At 37.1% G+C, this 19,190-nt stretch carries 18 protein-coding genes; 12 read left to right on the top strand and 6 right to left on the bottom strand.

The features are described 5' to 3' along the window. Window positions 1–32 precede the first annotated feature (32 nt). From B0G92_RS08705 to B0G92_RS08720, 4 genes are all read left to right on the top strand, one after another. On the top strand, window positions 33–1,193 hold the full coding sequence (locus B0G92_RS08705) for a THUMP domain-containing class I SAM-dependent RNA methyltransferase (protein ID WP_056070780.1): 1,161 nt from the start codon (window positions 33–35) through the stop codon (window positions 1,191–1,193). A 2-nt stretch (window positions 1,194–1,195) separates the two neighbouring features. Continuing rightward, window positions 1,196–2,032, top strand: a complete 837-nt coding sequence (locus B0G92_RS08710) for a helix-turn-helix domain-containing protein (RefSeq protein WP_101471816.1) — start codon at window positions 1,196–1,198, stop codon at window positions 2,030–2,032. Between the two features lie 64 nt (window positions 2,033–2,096). After that, window positions 2,097–3,359 (top strand): TraB/GumN family protein, encoded by a 1,263-nt coding sequence (locus tag B0G92_RS08715; protein WP_101471817.1) that lies wholly within the window; start codon window positions 2,097–2,099, stop codon window positions 3,357–3,359. Between the two features lie 49 nt (window positions 3,360–3,408). Next, window positions 3,409–3,642: a hypothetical protein gene (locus tag B0G92_RS08720; RefSeq protein ID WP_056070790.1), complete on the top strand. Its 234-nt coding sequence runs from the start codon at window positions 3,409–3,411 to the stop codon at window positions 3,640–3,642. 1 nt (window position 3,643) lies between these two features. Here the strand turns inward: B0G92_RS08720 and B0G92_RS08725 are convergent, their stop codons facing one another. From B0G92_RS08725 to rlmD, 3 genes are read right to left on the bottom strand one after another with little or no spacing between them, the layout of a single operon-like run. Further along, window positions 3,644–4,384, bottom strand: coding sequence for a DUF6048 family protein (locus tag B0G92_RS08725; protein ID WP_101471818.1), 741 nt, complete (start codon window positions 4,382–4,384; stop codon window positions 3,644–3,646). Further along, window positions 4,356–4,901 (bottom strand): DUF6452 family protein, encoded by a 546-nt coding sequence (locus tag B0G92_RS08730; protein WP_056070797.1) that lies wholly within the window; start codon window positions 4,899–4,901, stop codon window positions 4,356–4,358. The genes B0G92_RS08725 and B0G92_RS08730 overlap by 29 nt, the downstream gene beginning before the upstream one ends. A 4-nt stretch (window positions 4,902–4,905) precedes the next feature. Further along, window positions 4,906–6,318, bottom strand: a complete 1,413-nt coding sequence (gene rlmD / locus B0G92_RS08735; RefSeq protein WP_101471819.1) for a 23S rRNA (uracil(1939)-C(5))-methyltransferase RlmD — start codon at window positions 6,316–6,318, stop codon at window positions 4,906–4,908. Window positions 6,319–6,476: 158 nt separating this feature from the next. Here rlmD and B0G92_RS08740 point away from each other — a divergent pair, with 158 nt between their 5' ends. The 3 genes from B0G92_RS08740 (at window position 6,477) to rocD (ending at window position 8,971) form a co-directional block, all read left to right on the top strand. Further along, entirely contained in the window at window positions 6,477–7,034 is a 558-nt protein-coding gene (locus tag B0G92_RS08740; RefSeq protein ID WP_101471820.1) for a DUF1697 domain-containing protein, read from the top strand. 82 nt (window positions 7,035–7,116) lie between these two features. Then, the gene (locus tag B0G92_RS08745; RefSeq protein WP_056070805.1) at window positions 7,117–7,533 is read left to right on the top strand and encodes an OsmC family protein; all 417 of its coding nucleotides are present in this window, start codon (window positions 7,117–7,119) and stop codon (window positions 7,531–7,533) included. Between the two features lie 193 nt (window positions 7,534–7,726). Beyond that, entirely contained in the window at window positions 7,727–8,971 is a 1,245-nt protein-coding gene (rocD, locus tag B0G92_RS08750; protein WP_101471821.1) for an ornithine--oxo-acid transaminase, read from the top strand. A gap of 50 nt (window positions 8,972–9,021) precedes the next feature. Here the strand turns inward: rocD and B0G92_RS08755 are convergent, their stop codons facing one another. Then, on the bottom strand, window positions 9,022–9,354 hold the full coding sequence (locus tag B0G92_RS08755; protein WP_056070811.1) for a CCC motif membrane protein: 333 nt from the start codon (window positions 9,352–9,354) through the stop codon (window positions 9,022–9,024). 20 nt (window positions 9,355–9,374) lie between these two features. After that, a complete protein-coding gene (locus B0G92_RS08760) occupies window positions 9,375–9,650 on the bottom strand; it encodes a DUF2752 domain-containing protein (RefSeq protein WP_101471822.1) in 276 nt (91 codons plus the stop codon). A 111-nt stretch (window positions 9,651–9,761) separates the two neighbouring features. Between B0G92_RS08760 and B0G92_RS08765 the strand changes: the two genes are divergently transcribed. Both B0G92_RS08765 and B0G92_RS08770 read left to right on the top strand, forming a co-directional pair. Next, a complete protein-coding gene (locus B0G92_RS08765) occupies window positions 9,762–9,947 on the top strand; it encodes a hypothetical protein (RefSeq protein ID WP_101471823.1) in 186 nt (61 codons plus the stop codon). Continuing rightward, window positions 9,937–10,491 (top strand): Smr/MutS family protein, encoded by a 555-nt coding sequence (locus tag B0G92_RS08770; protein WP_101471824.1) that lies wholly within the window; start codon window positions 9,937–9,939, stop codon window positions 10,489–10,491. Before B0G92_RS08765 ends, B0G92_RS08770 begins: the two co-directional genes overlap by 11 nt. A 54-nt stretch (window positions 10,492–10,545) precedes the next feature. On the opposite strand, the gene B0G92_RS08775 is transcribed toward B0G92_RS08770, so the two are convergent. Then, entirely contained in the window at window positions 10,546–11,535 is a 990-nt protein-coding gene (locus tag B0G92_RS08775) for a hypothetical protein (protein ID WP_143395010.1), read from the bottom strand. Window positions 11,536–11,663: 128 nt separating this feature from the next. Between B0G92_RS08775 and B0G92_RS08780 the strand changes: the two genes are divergently transcribed. The 3 genes from B0G92_RS08780 to B0G92_RS08790 all read left to right on the top strand — a co-directional run bounded on the left by B0G92_RS08780 (window position 11,664) and on the right by B0G92_RS08790 (window position 19,184). After that, on the top strand, window positions 11,664–14,417 hold the full coding sequence (locus B0G92_RS08780; protein WP_101471826.1) for a LuxR C-terminal-related transcriptional regulator: 2,754 nt from the start codon (window positions 11,664–11,666) through the stop codon (window positions 14,415–14,417). A 253-nt stretch (window positions 14,418–14,670) separates the two neighbouring features. After that, window positions 14,671–17,748 carry a SusC/RagA family TonB-linked outer membrane protein gene (locus B0G92_RS08785; RefSeq protein WP_101471827.1) on the top strand — a complete coding sequence of 1,026 codons (3,078 nt, stop codon included), beginning with the start codon at window positions 14,671–14,673 and terminating at the stop codon, window positions 17,746–17,748. Between the two features lie 11 nt (window positions 17,749–17,759). Next, complete coding sequence (locus tag B0G92_RS08790; protein WP_101471828.1) at window positions 17,760–19,184, top strand: RagB/SusD family nutrient uptake outer membrane protein; 1,425 nt, start codon at window positions 17,760–17,762, stop codon at window positions 19,182–19,184. Window positions 19,185–19,190 lie beyond the last annotated feature (6 nt).

The raw sequence follows: 19,190 nt of genomic DNA on the forward strand, positions 1-19,190 counted from the left end.
AAGTATTCCCAATTTAAGGGAGTAAAATCAGTATGGAGAATTTCAAGATGATAGCCAAAACTTTTTTCGGATTTGAAGAAATTTTGGCGAAAGAATTACAGGTTTTAGGGGCTCAAAAAGTAGAACAGGGCGTAAGAATGGTCAGTTTTGTAGGAGATAAAGGATTTATGTATAAAGCCAATCTTGCCTTGCGTACCGCCTTAAAAATCTTAAAACCTATTTACCAGTTCAGGGCAACCAATGAACAGTCATTATACAAAGGCATTTCAGCAATTGACTGGTCACAACATCTAAATTCCAACCGTACTTTTGTGATTGATACTACCGTGCATTCGGATTATTTTAAACACTCGCAATTTGTTTCGCAAAAAAGCAAGGATGCCATCGTAGACCAGTTTAGGAGCAAGACCGGAGCAAGACCAAGTATTGACAAGGACTATCCGGATTTGAGAATCAATATCCACATCGACAGAGACCAGGTTTCTGTGGCGCTGGACACTTCAGGGAGTTCCCTACATCAAAGAGGTTACAGAATCGCAACCAATATAGCACCAATCAATGAAGTACTGGCGGCCGGAATGTTATTGCTTTCCGGTTGGGACGGTCAGGGACATTTTTTAGACCCGATGTGCGGTTCGGGAACCATACTGGCAGAAGCGGCCATGATTGCCTGCAATATTCCTGCTAACCTGAACAGACGGGAATTTGCTTTTGAAAAATGGAACGATTGGGATAACGACCTTTTTGACCAGATTGTAGATTCTTTATTGAAGAAGGTAAGAGAATTTCATTATACGATTCAGGGCTATGACAAGGCACCGTCGGCAGTTTTAAAAGCAAAAGACAATATCAGAAATGCCAACCTTGACGAATATGTTTCCATTGCAGAGAAAAATTTCTTCGACACAGAAAAAACGACACAAGGTCCCTTACATATGGTTTTCAATCCGCCGTATGGTGAACGCCTCGATATTGAAATGGAGCGTTTTTACAAAAATATAGGTGATACCCTGAAACAAAACTATCCTAATACTAATGCCTGGTTTATTACTGCAAATATTGAAGCGTTGAAATTTGTGGGTTTAAGGCCTTCCAGAAAAATCAAATTATACAACGGTAGCCTGGAAGCCAGACTGGTCAAGTATGAAATGTATGAAGGCAGTAAAAGAGCCAAATTTGCCCAACCGGACTGATAATGGAAAAATTTGTTTCTATACAGCCTAAAAACGAAATAATCAGGAAGTATATTGCCTATTATTATTTCCATAGCTGTACGGATGCTAAATTTGAAAAATCATTTGTCTTTTATCCGAATTATAAAAACGCGCTGACGGTTTATAAAAATGCTGAAATCGTATTGTCAGAAGAGGGAACGGCTGTTTCTGATTCGGCTACCAAACAGTTATGTGTTTTATATACTACAAATCTTGACAAGAGTATCCGGGTCAGATTTAAGGGTGCTTTTGATAAGATAGGAGTTGTTTTTACTCCATTAGGACTTAATCATTTTGTAGATAAGCCTCTTTTTCAGGTACTTTCGGAAAGGATTGGCTATTTTGATTATTTCGGTTTTCCTTTTGAAAAATGCGTTACGGCTGTTTTTGAAGAAAATGATGAATCTGAAAAAGCAAAGCTTTTGGACGCTTTTTTTGAAAACAGGCTGGTAGATTTTAATGTTCCTGCTCTTGAAAAGGCGGTGAGTGAAATTATAAAATCCGGTGGACTGGTCAAAGTCGCAGCACTTTCGGAAAAATTAAAGACAAACCGAAAAACACTGTTGCGGTTGTTTCAAAAGCATCTGTTGTGTTCTGTTGAAGAGTATAAAAAAATGGTGCGGTTCCGACAGGCAATTAATTTTTCGCAAGAGCAAAACGGAGCCAATACGCTTACTGAGGTTGCTCTTTTCAGTCAATATTATGACCAGGCCGATTTTATACGCCAATTCAAATCCATTACAAAAGAATCCCCCAAAAAAGTTATCCCATCCATTTCAAAACTGGGCAACGAAGAAACCTATTGGAAATTGGAGTAATGTCCCAATCATACAATTAATTACGAGAAATCAGGCTTTAATTTGTCTGACTTAAATAAATTTTATGGTATCCAGAGTCGTATTTATCATGTGTTTATTCTATCTGCAATTTTCATTCTCACAGGAAAAGCAGGAGTATCTTTCAGTAAATAAATTCGACCTGAATAAACTGCCTGAGTTTCCACAGTCGGAAATGAAGATTATAGGTTTTGGGGCCTATCACGGGAGTGCCAAAACAGAAGAAGCCGAACTTTTACTGTTGCAGGCTGTTTTAAAAAACAACGATGTTCGGTTTTATTTTCCGGAAACAGATTATAGCATTGCTTATTATTTTAATGAATATCTGCAAAAAGGGGATGAAAAACTACTGAAAGATTTGGTTCAGACGTATGGTACGAGAGTGCCGCAGGAACGTTCTGTAGAAGCCTTTATGAAATGGAAAAAGCTTAAAGGCATAAACGATAATTTGCCTCCCAATAAAAAAATAAAAGTTCTTGGGGCTGACCCTATTGTGACCTATAAATACACATGCAGGCATTTGCTGTTATTGGCTGATGCGGAACCAAACCAATGGAAAAAGCTATCCGAATTAAAAGGAATGGTTGAAAAAGATACGGCAAATTATTCGCCTTATAAAGAAAGTTATTCTAAAAAAATGTTGAGGGAATTTGTAGCCGATTATGAAGCCAATACCCAAAACTACAGAAGATTTATCAAAAACCAAAAGCAGTTTGACTATCTGATAGCGACTATAAAAACAAGTTTTGGGGAGTATTCAAGAGAAGAAAGTATTTATAATAACTACATAGCTCTTTCAAAAATCTATAACTATGATGAAGGAGTAAAGTTTTTCAGGTATGGATTTGCCCATTTGATGAAAATAAGAGAAGAGGAACATTTTGCTTCCTTCTTTACCCAATTGATTGAAAACGGGGTTTATAAAAAAGAAGAGATAGTTTCGGTTTTGGGCTACCTGACCAAATCGAGAGTGCTTTGGGACGATGTTTTTGATAAACAGGGCAATTATAAAAAATCAACCACAAAAGGCGGTTTTGGTATTGGAGACTATAGCAAGGAGTATTTTAAAGGAATAGACGGGCTTAAAAAGCAGCAGGTTTCTGACCTTAGCCTTTTTAGATTAAACCAACCCCATAGTCCCTACCGTCAAAAGGGTTGCTCTGATTTGATAGAGGTAGTAACAAAGCCTAAGCCAAAGCATATTATAGACTACAGCAGCAAAAAAAGTACGGCAGATTTTATTGATTATGCTGTTTTATTAAGTCATTCAAAAGCCAATACTTCTCTTTATAAACTTTCGGAAGAATAATTTTATGGTTAGATTTGCAGGACTGGAATTAATCTAACGAATTTTTACAATGACTCTAAAAACGAAAGCTTTCCTTTACCAATTATTATCTTTTGCTGTTTTGTTTATCCTATTCCGCTTTCTGGTAGCGGCTTATACCAATTTGCACGGATTCTGGATTCCATTGACGGCTTTTATGATTGCAACACTTCTTTCGCCTCAATTTCAGGCCGTGAAAACAAATGACGGAGAAAAGCTTTTTATGAAATGGATTTTCATGAAGGGAATCAGGCAAATCAAATAGCTTATTCCTTCTTTTTACCTTCAGTTTCCGCTTTAGGAAGATTTTTCTTTTTGTAGATAGGAATAAAATAACTCACGGTGTAATTGAAGCCTACACCAAAGTCACCGTCATACGTACGATTATATCCCGGAATGTAAAGGTTGTCAAAATCACTAGGTTTTTTGTTGGAAACCAATCGATTCAGACGTAGTGTAAAACCCATGAAAAAATTGTCAAAGACTTCTGCTTTTACACCGGCTACAAATTCTACCCAATGCGCCGAAAGTCCGGAGTATTTTCTCGATACGGTAATCACACCCGATTCGTCAAAATAAGGATGCGGATTATAGATGGAATAGCTGTTTAATTCTTGTGTAAAAGAACTTACGCCGTAGCGCATTCCCAGCGTAATCATGTTTTCCATATCCAGCCAGTTTTTGTAGATATTGTAATCAAATCCGGCTTTGAAATAGGTTCCTTTTGTTGTAAAATTCAATTGAGGCTCGTCAGTAGTTTTGTTTTCGTTACCTACTTCTCCGGCAATATAGATTTTTTCTGTCAGGCGGTAATCGCCGGTAATCTCAAAACCTTTATAATCGTTGTCGTAGATAGACCGTGCAATTTTATATAAATCGGTACCAAGACGCAATCCATAACGCTCTGTCCTGGGAGCGACTGTGTCTTTTTTTTTGTCTTGTGCAAAAGCGGATAATGAAATCAGCACTAAAGCCAGATTAAAAATAGATTTTAATGTGTATTTCATTTTCGGTTACGATGTTAGGTGTTTCAACAACAATATTGCTAATCCAACGGTTGCTGTCAACGGTGTTAGGTTCTTGTACAGGGCTTCCGGTAAGGTCAAAATTGGTCTTGTAGCCGCAGGCTCTGGAAACGTAGATTTCTTTTGTAGTATAATTGAAGACAATCTTATCCTCGTTGCGAATTGCAGGATTTGTGCTTGTCGAATTTTGGGTAAGCGTATATTCTGTTGTTTCTCCGGTAATTTTTAAAGGCAGCCCGATTTTATTTGCGCTGGTCAGATAACGATTAGGGTCGGTAGATGACAGTCCTTCATTAAAAACTACTCCTGTTGTCATTCCTGTTGCTACTGCTGTAAGATTGGTAACAGGTTTTAGAATGGAAGGATTGTCCTTTTCGCGAAACTCAATCATAAGTCTTGGAGTAGTAGGGGTGCCTCCGGAGCAGATATCGTCCTTTTCACAGCCAAAAAAGCAGATAGCTATAAAAAGTGCCGTTATTATATTTAGAATCTTATTCATCAATTTATCTTTTTTCCAAAAGTACAACATTTTCAACGTGATGCGTTTGCGGAAACATATCTACCGGACGCACTTTGGTTACTTTATAAAACTCATCCATTAGAGCCAGGTCGCGCGCCTGTGTTGCAGAATTACAGCTTACATAAACGATTCTTTTTGGCGCAATTTTTAAAATCTGTTCGATAACGTCTTTGTGCATACCGTCTCTTGGCGGGTCAGTAATAATCACGTCCGGTTTGCCGTGCTGTGCAATAAATGCTTCATTGAAGACTACTTTCATGTCGCCAACAAAAAACTCACAATTGATAATCTCGTTACGTTTTGCGTTTTCTTTGGCATCTGCAATAGCTTCTGGTACGGCTTCAACTCCAATTACTTTCCCTGCTTTTTTGGAGACAAATTGTGCAATAGTTCCTGTCCCTGTATACAAATCATACACCAGCTCATTGCCGGTCAGCCCTGCAAAATCACGTGTAATTTTATACAATTCATAGGCCTGGTCAGAATTGGTCTGGTAGAATGATTTGGCATTAATGCTAAATTTAAGGCCTTCCATTTCTTCCAGAATATAATCTCTTCCTTTGTAAAGGATTACGTTTTGGTCATAAATAGTGTCATTAGGTTTGCTGTTGATTACATATTGCAGCGATTTTATATTCGGGAATTTTTCCAACAGGAAGTTTAGCAATGCTTCTCTTTGTTCTTTATTTTCTTCAAAAAACTGAATCAATACCATGATTTCACCAGTTGAAGCCGTACGAATCATTAGCGTACGCAAAAAGCCTTCATGGTTTCTTGGATTAAAAAATGCCAGGCCATGCTCGTTTGCATAATCGCGGATTGAATTTCGGATGGCATTGGATGGGTCTTCCTGAAGATGGCATTGGGTAATGTCTAAAATTTTATCCCACATTTTAGGAATATGGAAACCAAGGGCATTTCTGTTCCCCAGGTCCTCATCGCTTTCAATTTCCTTTTCGGTCAGCCAACGGGCGTTCGAAAAAGAAAACTCCATTTTATTTCTATAGAAAAACTGTTTTTCAGAACCAAGGATAGGTTCAAATTCAGGCAGTTCGATTTTACCAATGCGTTTCAGGTGATTGAAAACTTCGTTGTTTTTGTAAAACAGCTGTTTTTCATAAGCCATATTTTGCCATTTACAGCCTCCACAGGCTCCAAAATGTTGGCAAACCGGCTCGACTCTATCTTCGGAAAATTCATGAAAGGCAACGGCTTTACCTTCGTAATAGGCCTTTCTCTTTTTAAATGTCTGAATATCTACTACATCACCAGGCACGACGTTTGGAATAAAAATTACTTTTCCATCCGGCGCTTTTGCAACTGAAACTCCTTTGGCACCTGCATCCAGTACCTTAATATTTTCAAAAACGATCTTGTCTGTCTTCTTTCTTCCCATACGGCAAAAATAAGTGATTGTTCTGTTTTTTGAATTGAAATTAAGAAAATTTTTCCGTGCCGGTTTTCGGAATGCTGTAAGCTAATTTTTAAACAGTATGAAATTGTTTTGGAGGTCTTATTTTATAAATTTGGAAAGAAATTTTTAAAAAGAAAATCATGAAATCGTATGTAGCTCTTCTTAGGGGAATTAATGTTAGCGGTCAAAAATTGATTAAAATGGAAACTTTAAGAAAAGTAATGGAAGATTTTGGTTTTCAAAATGTTAAAACCTATATACAAAGTGGAAATATTCTCTTTGATACTACAGGAAACATGACTCCGGAAACGTTGGAAAAGCAGATTCACGACCTGATTGAAGCCCATTTTGGTTTTGATGTTTCGGTTGTGGTAACAGACAGGGAAATGCTGCAATGGATTTCGGTAAATAATCCTTACCTGAAAGAAAAAGAGATTGATTTGAAAAAACTCTATATCACTTTTCTGGGTTCTGAACCTTCAAAAGAAAACATTCAGGCCTTACTAAATGCAAATTTTGAACCTGATGAAATTATTATAAAAGAAAGAATCATCTTTATGAAATATAATAATCCGGCCGGTAATTCAAAACTTAACAACAAGCTGATTGAAAATAAGCTGAAAGTGACCGCAACAGCCCGAAACTGGAATACCACAATAAAGCTGTTGGCGTTGTTTGAAGAAAGGGTAGTATCCTGATACTTTTGTTAAAGTTTATAAAATTTAATTTCTTCCCGTTTTTGATTTTCGTAATTTTAGGAGAAACAAATCTACAACACTTATGAAAAGAAATGCCACAGCAGTTTGGGAAGGTTCACTCAAAGAAGGGAACGGAAAAATTTCTACCCAGAGTACCGTTTTAAGTAATGTTCAATATTCTTTCAAAACCCGTTTTGAACATGGAAACGGGACAAATCCTGAAGAGTTAATTGCGGCAGCCCATGCCGGCTGTTTTACCATGCAACTCACAGCCTATTTGAATGAGGCAGGTTTTAGGGTAGCATCTATCGAAACCAAATGCGATGTTGATTTTCAGGATGGAAGCGTTGTAGGCTCACATTTGTCAGTTATAGGAAGAGTCGATGCGATTTCAACAGACCAGTTCCAGGAATTGGTAAAAAAGGCAGAAACAACCTGTCCGATTTCCAGATTGCTAAATACTAAAATTACTTCGAATGCTACGTTAGTACTTCCGTAATTTTAATTTTTTATAGATACATGAATCCCATTTTTGCATCTGAAAAGTCAGTTGGAGAAATGGGATTTCCATTTGTTTTCGTTCAACTACAACGATTGAAAATCCATTTAGATTCATTAATTTTGTAATGTCATATGGATGATTTCTCTCCACAAGAAGGAATTGATTTTTGAAGAATTAAAATACTTTCACAATGTCAGTTTTAGAAAAAAACAATGCCTCTGAAGCTATTTCTTTAGAAGATAAATTCGGTGCGCACAATTACCATCCGCTTCCTGTAGTTTTAAGCAGAGGTGAAGGTGTGTATGTCTGGGATACGGAAGGGAAAAGATACTATGACTTCCTTTCGGCCTATTCTGCCGTAAATCAAGGCCACTGCCATCCAAAAATCATTACTGCTTTGGTTAATCAGGCACAGACCCTGACATTGACTTCCAGGGCTTTTTATAATGACAAGCTGGGCAAATACGAAGAGTTTGTTACCCGATATTTTGGGTTTGACAAAGTATTGCCAATGAACACTGGTGCAGAAGCAGTTGAAACGGCCATCAAAATTTGTAGAAAATGGGCCTACGAGAAAAACGGAATTCCGGAAAATGAAGCAAAGATTATTGTCTGTGATGGGAATTTCCACGGCAGAACTACAACAATCATTTCTTTCTCTAATGATGAGAATGCACGCAAAAATTTCGGGCCTTACACAGGCGGATTCATTAACATCAACTATGATGATATTGAAGCTCTGGAAAATGTTTTGGCAACCCAAAAGAATATAGCCGGTTTCTTAGTTGAGCCTATTCAGGGAGAAGCAGGTGTATATGTGCCTTCTGAAGGATATCTGGTAAAAGCCAAAACCTTGTGCGAAAAGCATAACGTTTTGTTTATTGCAGACGAAGTACAGACCGGAATAGCAAGAACGGGTAAACTGCTGGCGGTACACCATGAAAGTGTACAACCGGACATACTGATACTTGGAAAGGCATTATCAGGTGGTGCTTATCCTGTTTCGGCGGTATTGGCAAACGATGAGATTATGAATGTTATCAAGCCGGGACAACACGGTTCTACTTTTGGTGGAAATCCTATTGCGGCGGCTGTTGCCATTGCTGCTTTGGAAGTTGTGAAAGATGAAAAGCTTGCAGAAAATGCAGACTATCTGGGGACTATTTTCCGTGAAAAACTTGGGGAATATATCAAGACCAGTAATATCGCAACTTTAGTAAGAGGAAAAGGGCTATTGAATGCCATAGTAATTAATGATACGGAAGAAAGCGATACGGCATGGAATATCTGCCTGTCGTTACGCGATAACGGACTTCTGGCAAAACCAACACATGGTAATATTATTCGTTTTGCACCGCCATTGGTCATGAATGAAGAGCAATTGCTGGATTGTGTTTCCATTATTATCAAAACCTTGAAAGAGTTTGAAAAATAAAAACTAAAAAAGCCGCTATAGCGGCTTTTTTTTATGATATTGGATAGGGCTTAGCCTCCCATAACATCTCTCATCAGAGCTTCTACTTGTTGTTGGTCTTGCATACCTTCAAGTCCAAGCTTTGCATATAGCCATACATAAAGAAGAATCATAAGTACGTTAAGAACAATTCCAATTATGGCTAAAATCTTTCCGGTTGTCAGGTTAGAGTAATTCGAATATAATTCTGGATTTTCAACATAAAGTTTCTTGTCCTTTGCAGCCAGTATAAGTGCTACAACAGCAAGAATTAATCCGATTATACCATAACAGCAGCAGGTTAGGATAGATAGAATCCCCAGAATAAGAACGGCTAAAGCATTAGGTAATTTTTGTTTTTCCATAGATAAAAAGATTTAATTGTTTAGTTGGTGATTTTGTAAATGTAAGAAATTACCATTATTACCGCATTGATTATTGCCAAAGAAATTATTGCTTTATGGTAATTTCGTGCTTTGTCGATGAAGTTTAATCCTAACACCATGAAAAACAAGATGGTAGTGTAAATGGCCGGAAACATGTGGAAAGCGTCCACAAATTCTCCTTTAAAGATTAAAGCCAGGGCTCTCTGTGTTCCGCAGCCCAGACAGTCCACTCCAAAAATTTTTTTATTCATGCAGGGAATCATGTATTCTTCCATAGCGTATAAATTTGTTACTACAATTTTACGAAAAAAGCATAAAGTTTGAGGTGTGTCCGGAAATTATTTTTAAAGTTATTACTTTTGGCAGATAGCAAATTTGAATCTACAATGAAAAAAATATACATACCCATAATGGCACTCGCAGGTGTTTTTGCATTATATGAACAAAGTAAAGAGAAGCCAAATCTGTATATTATGATAGTTGCCATTGTCATTTTTATGTATGGAATGATGAGGCTGATGGCAAAAGTACCAAGTAAAAACCAGGATAATTCTGAAGATGATGTTAGTTAAAGGAGATAGGGTAACGGTGATTGATGAAGCGGTTAATGGTGTTGTTTTGTCGGTCAAAAATAGTGAAATTACCATCGAAACTGATGATGGTTTTCAGTTGACATATTTTGTCAATGAATTAATTAAAATTCATAAATCCAGTGATTTAAACTTTGGAATTGGAAGTCATAATTTAAGTCAGGTTTTAAAAGAGAAAGAAATACCAAAACCAAGGAGTTTCGTTAAAGAAAAGAAGACAAGAGACGAAAGAGGCGTTCCGGAATTTGATTTGCACATCGAAAAATTGGTTCCGAATAAAAGAGGCATGTCAAATTATGACATACTCACACTCCAGACCGAAACGGCAAAAAGGCATGTTGAATTTGCCATCAAAAACAGGATTCCTAAAATTGTTTTTATACATGGAGTTGGCGAAGGTGTATTGAAAGCCGAGCTTGATTTTTTATTGGGTCGTTATGATGAAATAATTTTTCAGGATGCCGACTATCAAAAGTATGGTCTGGGAGCTACAGAAGTTTATATCAAACAAAATCCTAACAGATAATTATAAAAAAAGCCCGATTAAACAATCGGGCCTTTTTTATAATTATAGACTCTATTAGTTGGTCGTTATATAGTCCCCAAAAGTTTGGATTTCCTGTACAAACGTATTATTGGTAGGTCCTGTTTTTCTATACTGTACCTTTGTCAATGTAATAGTATGTGTACGGGTGGTTCCATTTATAGCAGTATCAATTTTGATGACTCCTGTAGAATCCGCACCATTTGAAACCCCGTCTTCAGCTTGCCATTCTTCATAGAGCGCCGGCAATCCTGTTTCTGAGCAAAGTGCAGTAGCAATAACATCACCACCATATAGTCTGTAAGTAATCTGATGGGAGTCGTCTACATAATAAGTTTCAGAACCGGCCGCTTGTTGAAAAACAGAAGGAGGCAAATCAAGAATTATAACTTCATTGAGATTCTGCCTGTTCTCAACATTTCCAACATTGGAATCAAATATCTTGATCAGTTTGCTTTCCGAACATTTTTGGATAGGCACCGAGCCGAAAGCGAACGTAATATTCGATTTGGTTTGGTATTTTCCGAAAATATATTCCGTATAGGTTACAGTTCCACCAGTTGAATTGGATAGGGTAATTCCTTTAAAAACGATAGTGTGGTCATATTTTGCATCCTGCATTTTTGTGGTATTGTTTACAGGAGTAGTTTTAATTTCAATAGAACCACTGGATTGGTCGGCCGTACTCCACTCGTCAATAACAACAGGAGTGACAGGAGGAATTACAGAGCAGAAATAAGTTGGGGTAACCTGCCCGTTAAAAACCCGATAGATAATTTTATTTTCTGCAGAAATTGATAAGGTGCTTGTTCCTTCTATATTTCTGAAAGGAAAAACGTTTGTTGGAAATTTGATAACCAGGGCTTCATTGTTGTTTAGCTTAAAAACAGAGTTTAAGACTTCTGGATTGTTAGAACAGTCTGCCGCAGTAACATTGCTAAAGTCAAATGAATCAAAAGTCAGGTCGCCGTCATCGCAGGCGCTTAACAAAAAGAGACAAGACATTATTCCTAAGTATTTTTTCATTTCAATAGAATTTAGAGCAAAAATAGTTTTTTTTATTATTTGGAGCAGCAGCATTAATTTTTATTTAAGTTTCCTGTCAATTCAAACATAATATGTTTCTTATATTTGGAAATAAAACCCCTTAAATTGTGAAACTAAGATTTTTTCAATTTCTATTCTTTTATTCTTTTTCATTGTGTGTCCAGGCGCAGGAATTACTGCCTTTTGTAGAGAATTTTACCAAATCGGATTACAATGGAGATAATCAGGTGTGGAATGTAACCCAGGGAGGTGATAATGCCATGTATTTTGCAAATAATCATTATTTCCTTAGATACAATGGTGTGATATGGGAAAAATATGCCCTTCCTAACAAAACGGTTATCCGTTCCATATTTATTGATGATGACAAGATTTATTCCGGTTCCTATAAAGAATTTGGTTATTGGAAAAGAATGAATGGCAAGATGGAATATTTTTCGCTTACCAGAGGTAAGAATATTTTTCAAGGCGGGTCTGATAACGAAGAAATCTGGAAAATTTTTAAATATAAGGACAGGCTGTACTTTCAGACTTTTAACGAAGTTTTTATTTATGATGGAAAAGCAATAAAAAAAATAGAATTCCCTTCCCAAATTTCATATTGCTACCTCATTGACAATGAGATTTATGTGGCGACTGTCCGCGAAGGAATTTATATGATGAAAGGGGAAAAATTTGTTAAGAGAAAGAATTGGAAGATTTTAGAAGAAAATGTCATTCATCATATTGAAAAATACCAGAGCAAGGTTTATATTTTTACAAAAAATAACGGGGTTTTTGTAGTAATAGATGGTAATCTTGTGCCCTGGAGCCATCCGTTGAATGAAGTCATTAAAAAAGAAGTTCTTGTAACGGCCAAGTTTGTTGACGATAATACGCTGGTTATTGGTAGCGGATTACAGGGATTGTATATTATTAATCTTAAAAACGGAAGCTACCAGAATCTTAACAGGCAGAATGCACTTAAAAACAATGCCATCCTGTCTATTGGTGTAGACAAGGAAAAAGATTTGTGGTTGGGTCTCGACAACGGAATTTGCCATGTTGAAATCAATTCTCCTGTTCAGGTTTTTTCAGACAGTTCCGGTATTTTGGGTTCGGTCTATTCGCTTTCTACTATAGACAACGGCTACCTTTTTGTAACCAATCACGGAATTTTTACGAGTAAAAATAAAATACTGGAGGTACTCCCCAATTCACAGGGACAGGTTTGGGACATATACAAAAGAGGTAACGAATTTATTATAGGCCATAATGACGGAACATTTTTGTATGATGGAAGAACAGCACGATTGCAAAAAGTCAGCCCGATAAATGGCGGATGGAAATTCTTAAAAGGAGAATTTGAAAATGTATATTTTCAGGGAAATTATGCAGGTATTGTAGTCTATGAAGATATCAATGATCTCTCGAAGTACAAACTTTTAGCCGGACTGAAAAAACCTATCAAGAATCTGGCCCAGAACAAACGTGGAGAATTATGGGCGGCAGACAATTACAGAAGTCTTTACAGGATTTTATATGATAAAAATTTCAATGTCAAAAAAATTGAAAATGTTTCACTGCAAAACGGTATAAAGAATGATTATGGCGTGAAGCTTTTTAGCTATAAAAATGAAATCCTGTTCCTGATCGATAATAATTGGTATGTCTATAATTCCATTTCGGGGAAATTAGAAAAGGATAAGATTTTTAATGCTTCTTTTAAAAACACTTCAGACATCATACCTATTAATGATGAAAATTTTATAGTATTAAAAAACGGATTACTCTATGTAGTGTCTCAGGTTAAAGACCGGTTTATTTGGGAACTTATCCCTGAAAAGTATTATGAAGGAAGAATCATTATGGAAAACATTAAGGTTTATCAGGATGGAGACCATTACCTGATGAATCTGGACGACGGATTTATTGCTTTCAAAATCAATAATAAGAAACTCAAAATACGAGGTGTCTATGCCGAAGCTTTCTATCAGGATAAATTGATCGATAAAGATACCCGGGTGAAGTATAACCAGTCGGTTGAAGTGAATGTAATAACAGAATATTTTGGCTACAACCGTCCGGACCTGTTTTATAAGCTGAATGATTCCAATGACTTTGTACCCATAAAAAAAGGAAAGCTGATTTTGAATAACCTAAGCAGCGGTCTTCAGGAACTGGAATTTTATTATAATGACGGAACCAAATACACCAAAGTGGCCACCTATACATTTACTGTCAGCAAGCCATGGTATTTTTCGTTCTGGATGATAGTGTTCTATATTTTGGTTATTTCGAGTAGTTTTTTCCTGTATTACCGTTGGAACAAAATCCGGTATATTGAAAAAATCAAATTGAAAGAAGAAGAGCTCAAACACCAGAAAGAAATTCTTGAATTGGAACTTAATGCGGAAAACAAACTGAAACTGCAGGAATATGAAAAGCACATTCTTGAAATAGAAGTCCAGAATAAGGCTTATGAAGTTGCCGGAAAATCACTTTCAATAGCCAAACAAAGTGAAATGATTGACAGTATTCAGGAAATTCTTGAAACAGAAAAAGATATCAACCAGATTAAGAGCAAGATTAGAAAATCAATAAAAATTAATGCGCTTAACAAAAATGAATGGGAGAGCTTTGAACATAACCTCATGCAGAGCCATGAAGAATTTGTACATAAGCTGTCGAATAAATTTCCAATGCTTACTTCAAAAGATATCAAGCTATGCATCTACCTTAAAATGAATTTATCATCCAAAGAAATTGCCCCGTTGATGAATATTTCATTCCGTGGGGTAGAGCTACATCGTTATCGTTTGAGAAAAAAATTAGGCCTGACTTCAGATGATAATCTTTCCAAGTTTATGATTAATATATAAATTCGGATTCTTTTTTAATAATAATTAAATATTTTCATAACATTTTTATCAAATAACAATACATCAACACTACATCATCGGCTAATTTAGAGGGTGTTCTAAATGTAGTAGTTGTTTTTATAAGTTATTTAAAATCAAGTTTTTATTTTGTATTTATTTTAAAATGATGTGTTTGTGTAGTGAGTTCAGAAAGTTTACTACAACGTTGTAATTCGTAATTTGGTAACACTAACTTTTAACAAAATATAAACAAATGAAAAACTTTATTTTCGGAGTATTTGTACTCCTTTTTTTCCATGGGCATCTCTACGCTCAGGATATAAAAGGTAAGGTACTGGATGAAAATGGGCTCCCACTCCCTGGAGTCAACATTTTGAGTTCCACATCAAGCTCAGTATCAGATTTTGATGGAAATTTTTCAATTAATGCAAAAGTAGACGAGCCTATTACGTTTACATTTCTGGGGTATGTCACTCTCACGATAAATGCTGCAGAAAACATGAGCGTGACCATGAAAATGTCAAGCACAGACCTTACGGAAGTTGTAGTCGTAGGGTATGGTACTCAAAAAAGGACAGACCTTACGAGTGCTATTTCAACAATCAAATCAGACCAGATTACTAAACAGCCGGCATTTAATGCCCTTCAATCCTTACAAGGTAAGGCGGCAGGTGTAAACATTATTGCCAATGATGCGCCGGGTGCAACACCTACAATTATTATCAGAGGTTTGGGAACTGCAGAATCGGGAAGGTCACCTATGTTTGTGGTAGATGGTGTTATTACCGGAAGTATTGCTAACCTGAACCCAAACGACATCGAATCTTTTGATGTCATGAAAGATGCGGCTTCGGCTGCCATCTATGGTTCTAATGCTGCTAATGGAGTTGTGTTTATTACAACAAAAAAAGGAAAGCTTGGAAAAACTAGCATTAAGATAAACTCTTTTTATGGTGCAAAATCAATACTGAATCCGGTAGAGATGGCCAATTCAAGCCAGTTCGTGACTTACTTTAATGAAAGCCGTGCAGCTATTGGAAATCCGGACAGATTAGCACTTAATCAACCGTATAACACGGATTGGTATGATGCATTGGCAGGAACAAGCTTCTCACAAGGAAATGATGTTTCCTTTTCCGGAGGTTCAGAAAGCGTAACTTATTATTTTAGCTTCAACAACTACAAAGAAGACGGACTTTTAGAAGGTCATGAAGTAGCAAGAAATGTTTTAAGGTCTAATAATACATTTAAGGCATTTGACGGGAAATTAAAAATTACTCAAAATGCCAGTGTTGCTTTCACTAAGTCTACACCAAAACCATACAGCTCATTTACTGAAGCTTACAAACAGGCTCCTATAATTCCGGTTTACTATCCTGACGGAAGATATGGTATGTCTTATTGGAACAAGACTACAGGATTGCCTGATTACATCATTGGAGCCGGACAACAGGGAGGCCGATTGAATTCTATTGGAAACCCGGTTGCCAACGTAAACTTCCAGAATGAAAAGAATAAGATGATGGAACTTCAGGGGTTGCTTCAGGCAGATTATACTGTTACAGATTGGCTGACGGCTACAACCCGTTTTGGAGCGACAAAATCATATTCAAAGACCAGAATTTATAATGATATCCGTGGTCGCTATTTGGCAGCAGACCCGCTCAGAACGCTTACGGATTTTCAAAATGCTCAAAATGGAGCGCCTACTTCTACAGAATTTGCTAACAACTCCCTATCCTATAAAGATGTTGAAAGTTTCAGATACAACTGGGATACCTATTTAACAGCAAGCAAATCCTTTGATAAGCATAATTTTAATGCTACAGTAGGTGTTACAAAAGAAAGAAGAAATGATGTATATGAATCTTTCATAGAAGGTTATGGTGTTCCGGAACAGGAAAATTACTGGAACCTGGATATGGCATCATTAAACTATACTAAAGTAGTGAAGCAATTTTTTCAAACTCCTACCAATGTTCTTTCTTATTTTGGAAGGCTTCAGTATAATTTCGACGAGAAATACTATATTTCCGGAACTATCAGAAGAGACGGGAACAGTAATTTTAAAAAGAATGCAGAGTACTGGGGTACATTCCCTTCCGTTAGCGTAGGTTGGGTATTGACCAACGAAAGCTTCTTAAGCGAAGTTAACAATCTCGATTTCCTTAAGCTAAGAGCAGGCTATGGTGAAGTAGGTAACGCAAACGTGCCTTTTAATGCAACTTCTATTATTACAAACCCGGGTAGTGCGAATACGAATTACGTTTTTGGACCAAATCAGGATTTAGTATTTGGAGGTGCAGTAGGGTCACCAGCCACAAACTTGACTTGGGAAGTTACTAAGGAAATTAATGCTGGTGTTGATTTTGAATTACTGGACAGAAGATTGTCAGGTAGTTTCGATTACTATAACAGAATAAATACCAATGCAATATTAAATGTAAAGCCAATTCTAAATTCACCTGCGTCTCAAAATTACTTTGACCATGGAGGAGAGGTAAGAAACCAGGGATATGAAATTGCTTTAAACTGGAAAGATAATATTACTGAAGATTTCTCCTATAGCATAGGTGTTAATTATGCCCACAATAAAAACACCCTGGAGAATGTAAAACCTGCCTACGATGGAATGACAGGTGGTAGTCTTGGTGACGGTCAAATTACAAAAAGATTACAGGAAGGTCAGCCAATATATTCATGGTGGCTGTTAGAAGCTGACGGTGTTTGGCAAACTCAGGCAGAGATTGATGCGAATCCGCACATCGGAACGCCTCAGCCTGGTCAGTTGCGTTATAAAGACCAGAATGGAGATGGTGTAATTGATGACAGAGACAAGAAATTCTATGGTTCTTATATACCAAAATTCTCTTATGGAATCAATGTAAATCTGGCTTACAAAAATTTCGATTTATCTGTTGACGGATTCGGAGCAGGTGGCAACAAAGTGTATAACGGACTTAAAGGAACCCGTGTAGATGCAGGTGAAAATATTGCTGCAGAAACATTCAATAACCGTTGGACAGGACCTGGAACTTCAAATACAAATCCTGGTGCAAACAGAGATGCCCTGTCTTCAAGTTATTATTTAGAAGATGGTGACTACTTCAGAATTAACAACATTACTTTAGGATATACTTTTAAAGATATGTTTAATATTTCCAGACTTAGAATTTACGGAACGGCTCAAAACCCTTTCCTGTTCACTAAATATTCAGGATTCACTCCGGAGTTGAATAATAGTGGAGCACCAAACGAGACTGCCGGTATTGAATTAGCGGCTTATCCGAATATCAAAACTTTCATTTTTGGTGTAAACCTTGAATTTTAAAAAAAAATAGTATGAAAATAAATTATAAAAAAATTGTTTGTCTTTCATTCGCTCTCGGCGTATTAGTTGGATGCGACGATTTCCTTGATGTTGATTCAAGAGAAAAGATTACAGAAGAAGACAGTGGGGAAAATTTAGAACCGATTGCTTTTGTGAATGGAATCTATGGAATGATGACGGAGTGGGATTATGCTTTCTCCTATCTTGGAATTACTGAAATTATTTCTGATAATGCAGACAAAGGAAGTTCGCCTGGTGATCCGGGAGGTGATAAAGGATTACTTGATGGATTGACATTCACAGCTACAGCAGGTTCTGTTGAAGCCATGTGGACTAACTGGTACAAAGCCATTGGACGCGCTACTTATTCTATAGGTTATACAGAAAATTACGGACTTACAGACGAGGCTTACAAAAACAGATTAATTGGAGAAGCCAAATTTCTTAGAGCCTATCACTACTTTTTCTTAGTTAGGGCTTTTGGCGATGTGCCTTTACAACATGTTGACCTAACTGTAAGAGTTCCTAAAGAACAAGTTTATGATTTTATTGAGCAGGATTTGCTGGATGCCATTCAGGTATTGCCGGAAAAGAGCCAATATGCATCTGCTGATTTGGGAAGGGCTACCAAAGGTGCTGCACAAGCGTTGTTAGCAAAGGTTTATCTGTATCAAAAAGATTGGCAGAATGCTTATGATTATGCAGATGATGTAATCACTTCCGGACAATACGGTCTTGAGCCGGATTATGCTCAGATATGGAGAGTCAATACAGAAAATGGCGTGGAATCTATATTTGAAGTTCAGGCCCGAGGAGAATCTATTGCTCACGGTGTACAGCAATATTCAGAAACGCAAGGTGCGAGAGGACCAAGCGGTTGGGGATGGGGATTCAATACGCCATCACAGAATCTTTTAGATGCCTATAATGCTGAAGGCGATGTTATCAGAAGAGACGCGACTATCATCTTCAGAGGTGAAACAATGTATGACGGGCGTGTAGTAAGCACTGCCGTAGAAAACCCAATGTATAATGAAAAAGCTTATTCCAGTGCCAATGCAGGTGCAGGAGATGGTGATAAAAACATCAGGGTATTGCGACTTGCAGAAATTTATTTAATTCGTGCAGAAGCTGCAAATGAACTGGGGAACTCAAGCGTAGCATTGTCTTCGTTGAAAGAAGTTCGTGACAGAGTAAACCTTGGAGAAATAACTACAACAGACCAGACTTTATTAAGAAACCTGATTTGGAAAGAAAGAAGGCTGGAACTGGCTTTTGAACACGACAGGTGGTTTGACCTGGTTAGAACCGGACAGGCAGCACAAGCCATGCAAGCCAATGGAAAACCTTTTGAAGTAGGCAAACACGAGCTTTTCCCAATCCCGAATGGTCAATTAATACAAACACCAGGTTTGGGCCAAAACCCGAACTGGTAATAAACT

This window comes from Flavobacterium lindanitolerans, assembly GCF_002846575.1.
GTDB lineage: Bacteria > Bacteroidota > Bacteroidia > Flavobacteriales > Flavobacteriaceae > Flavobacterium > Flavobacterium lindanitolerans.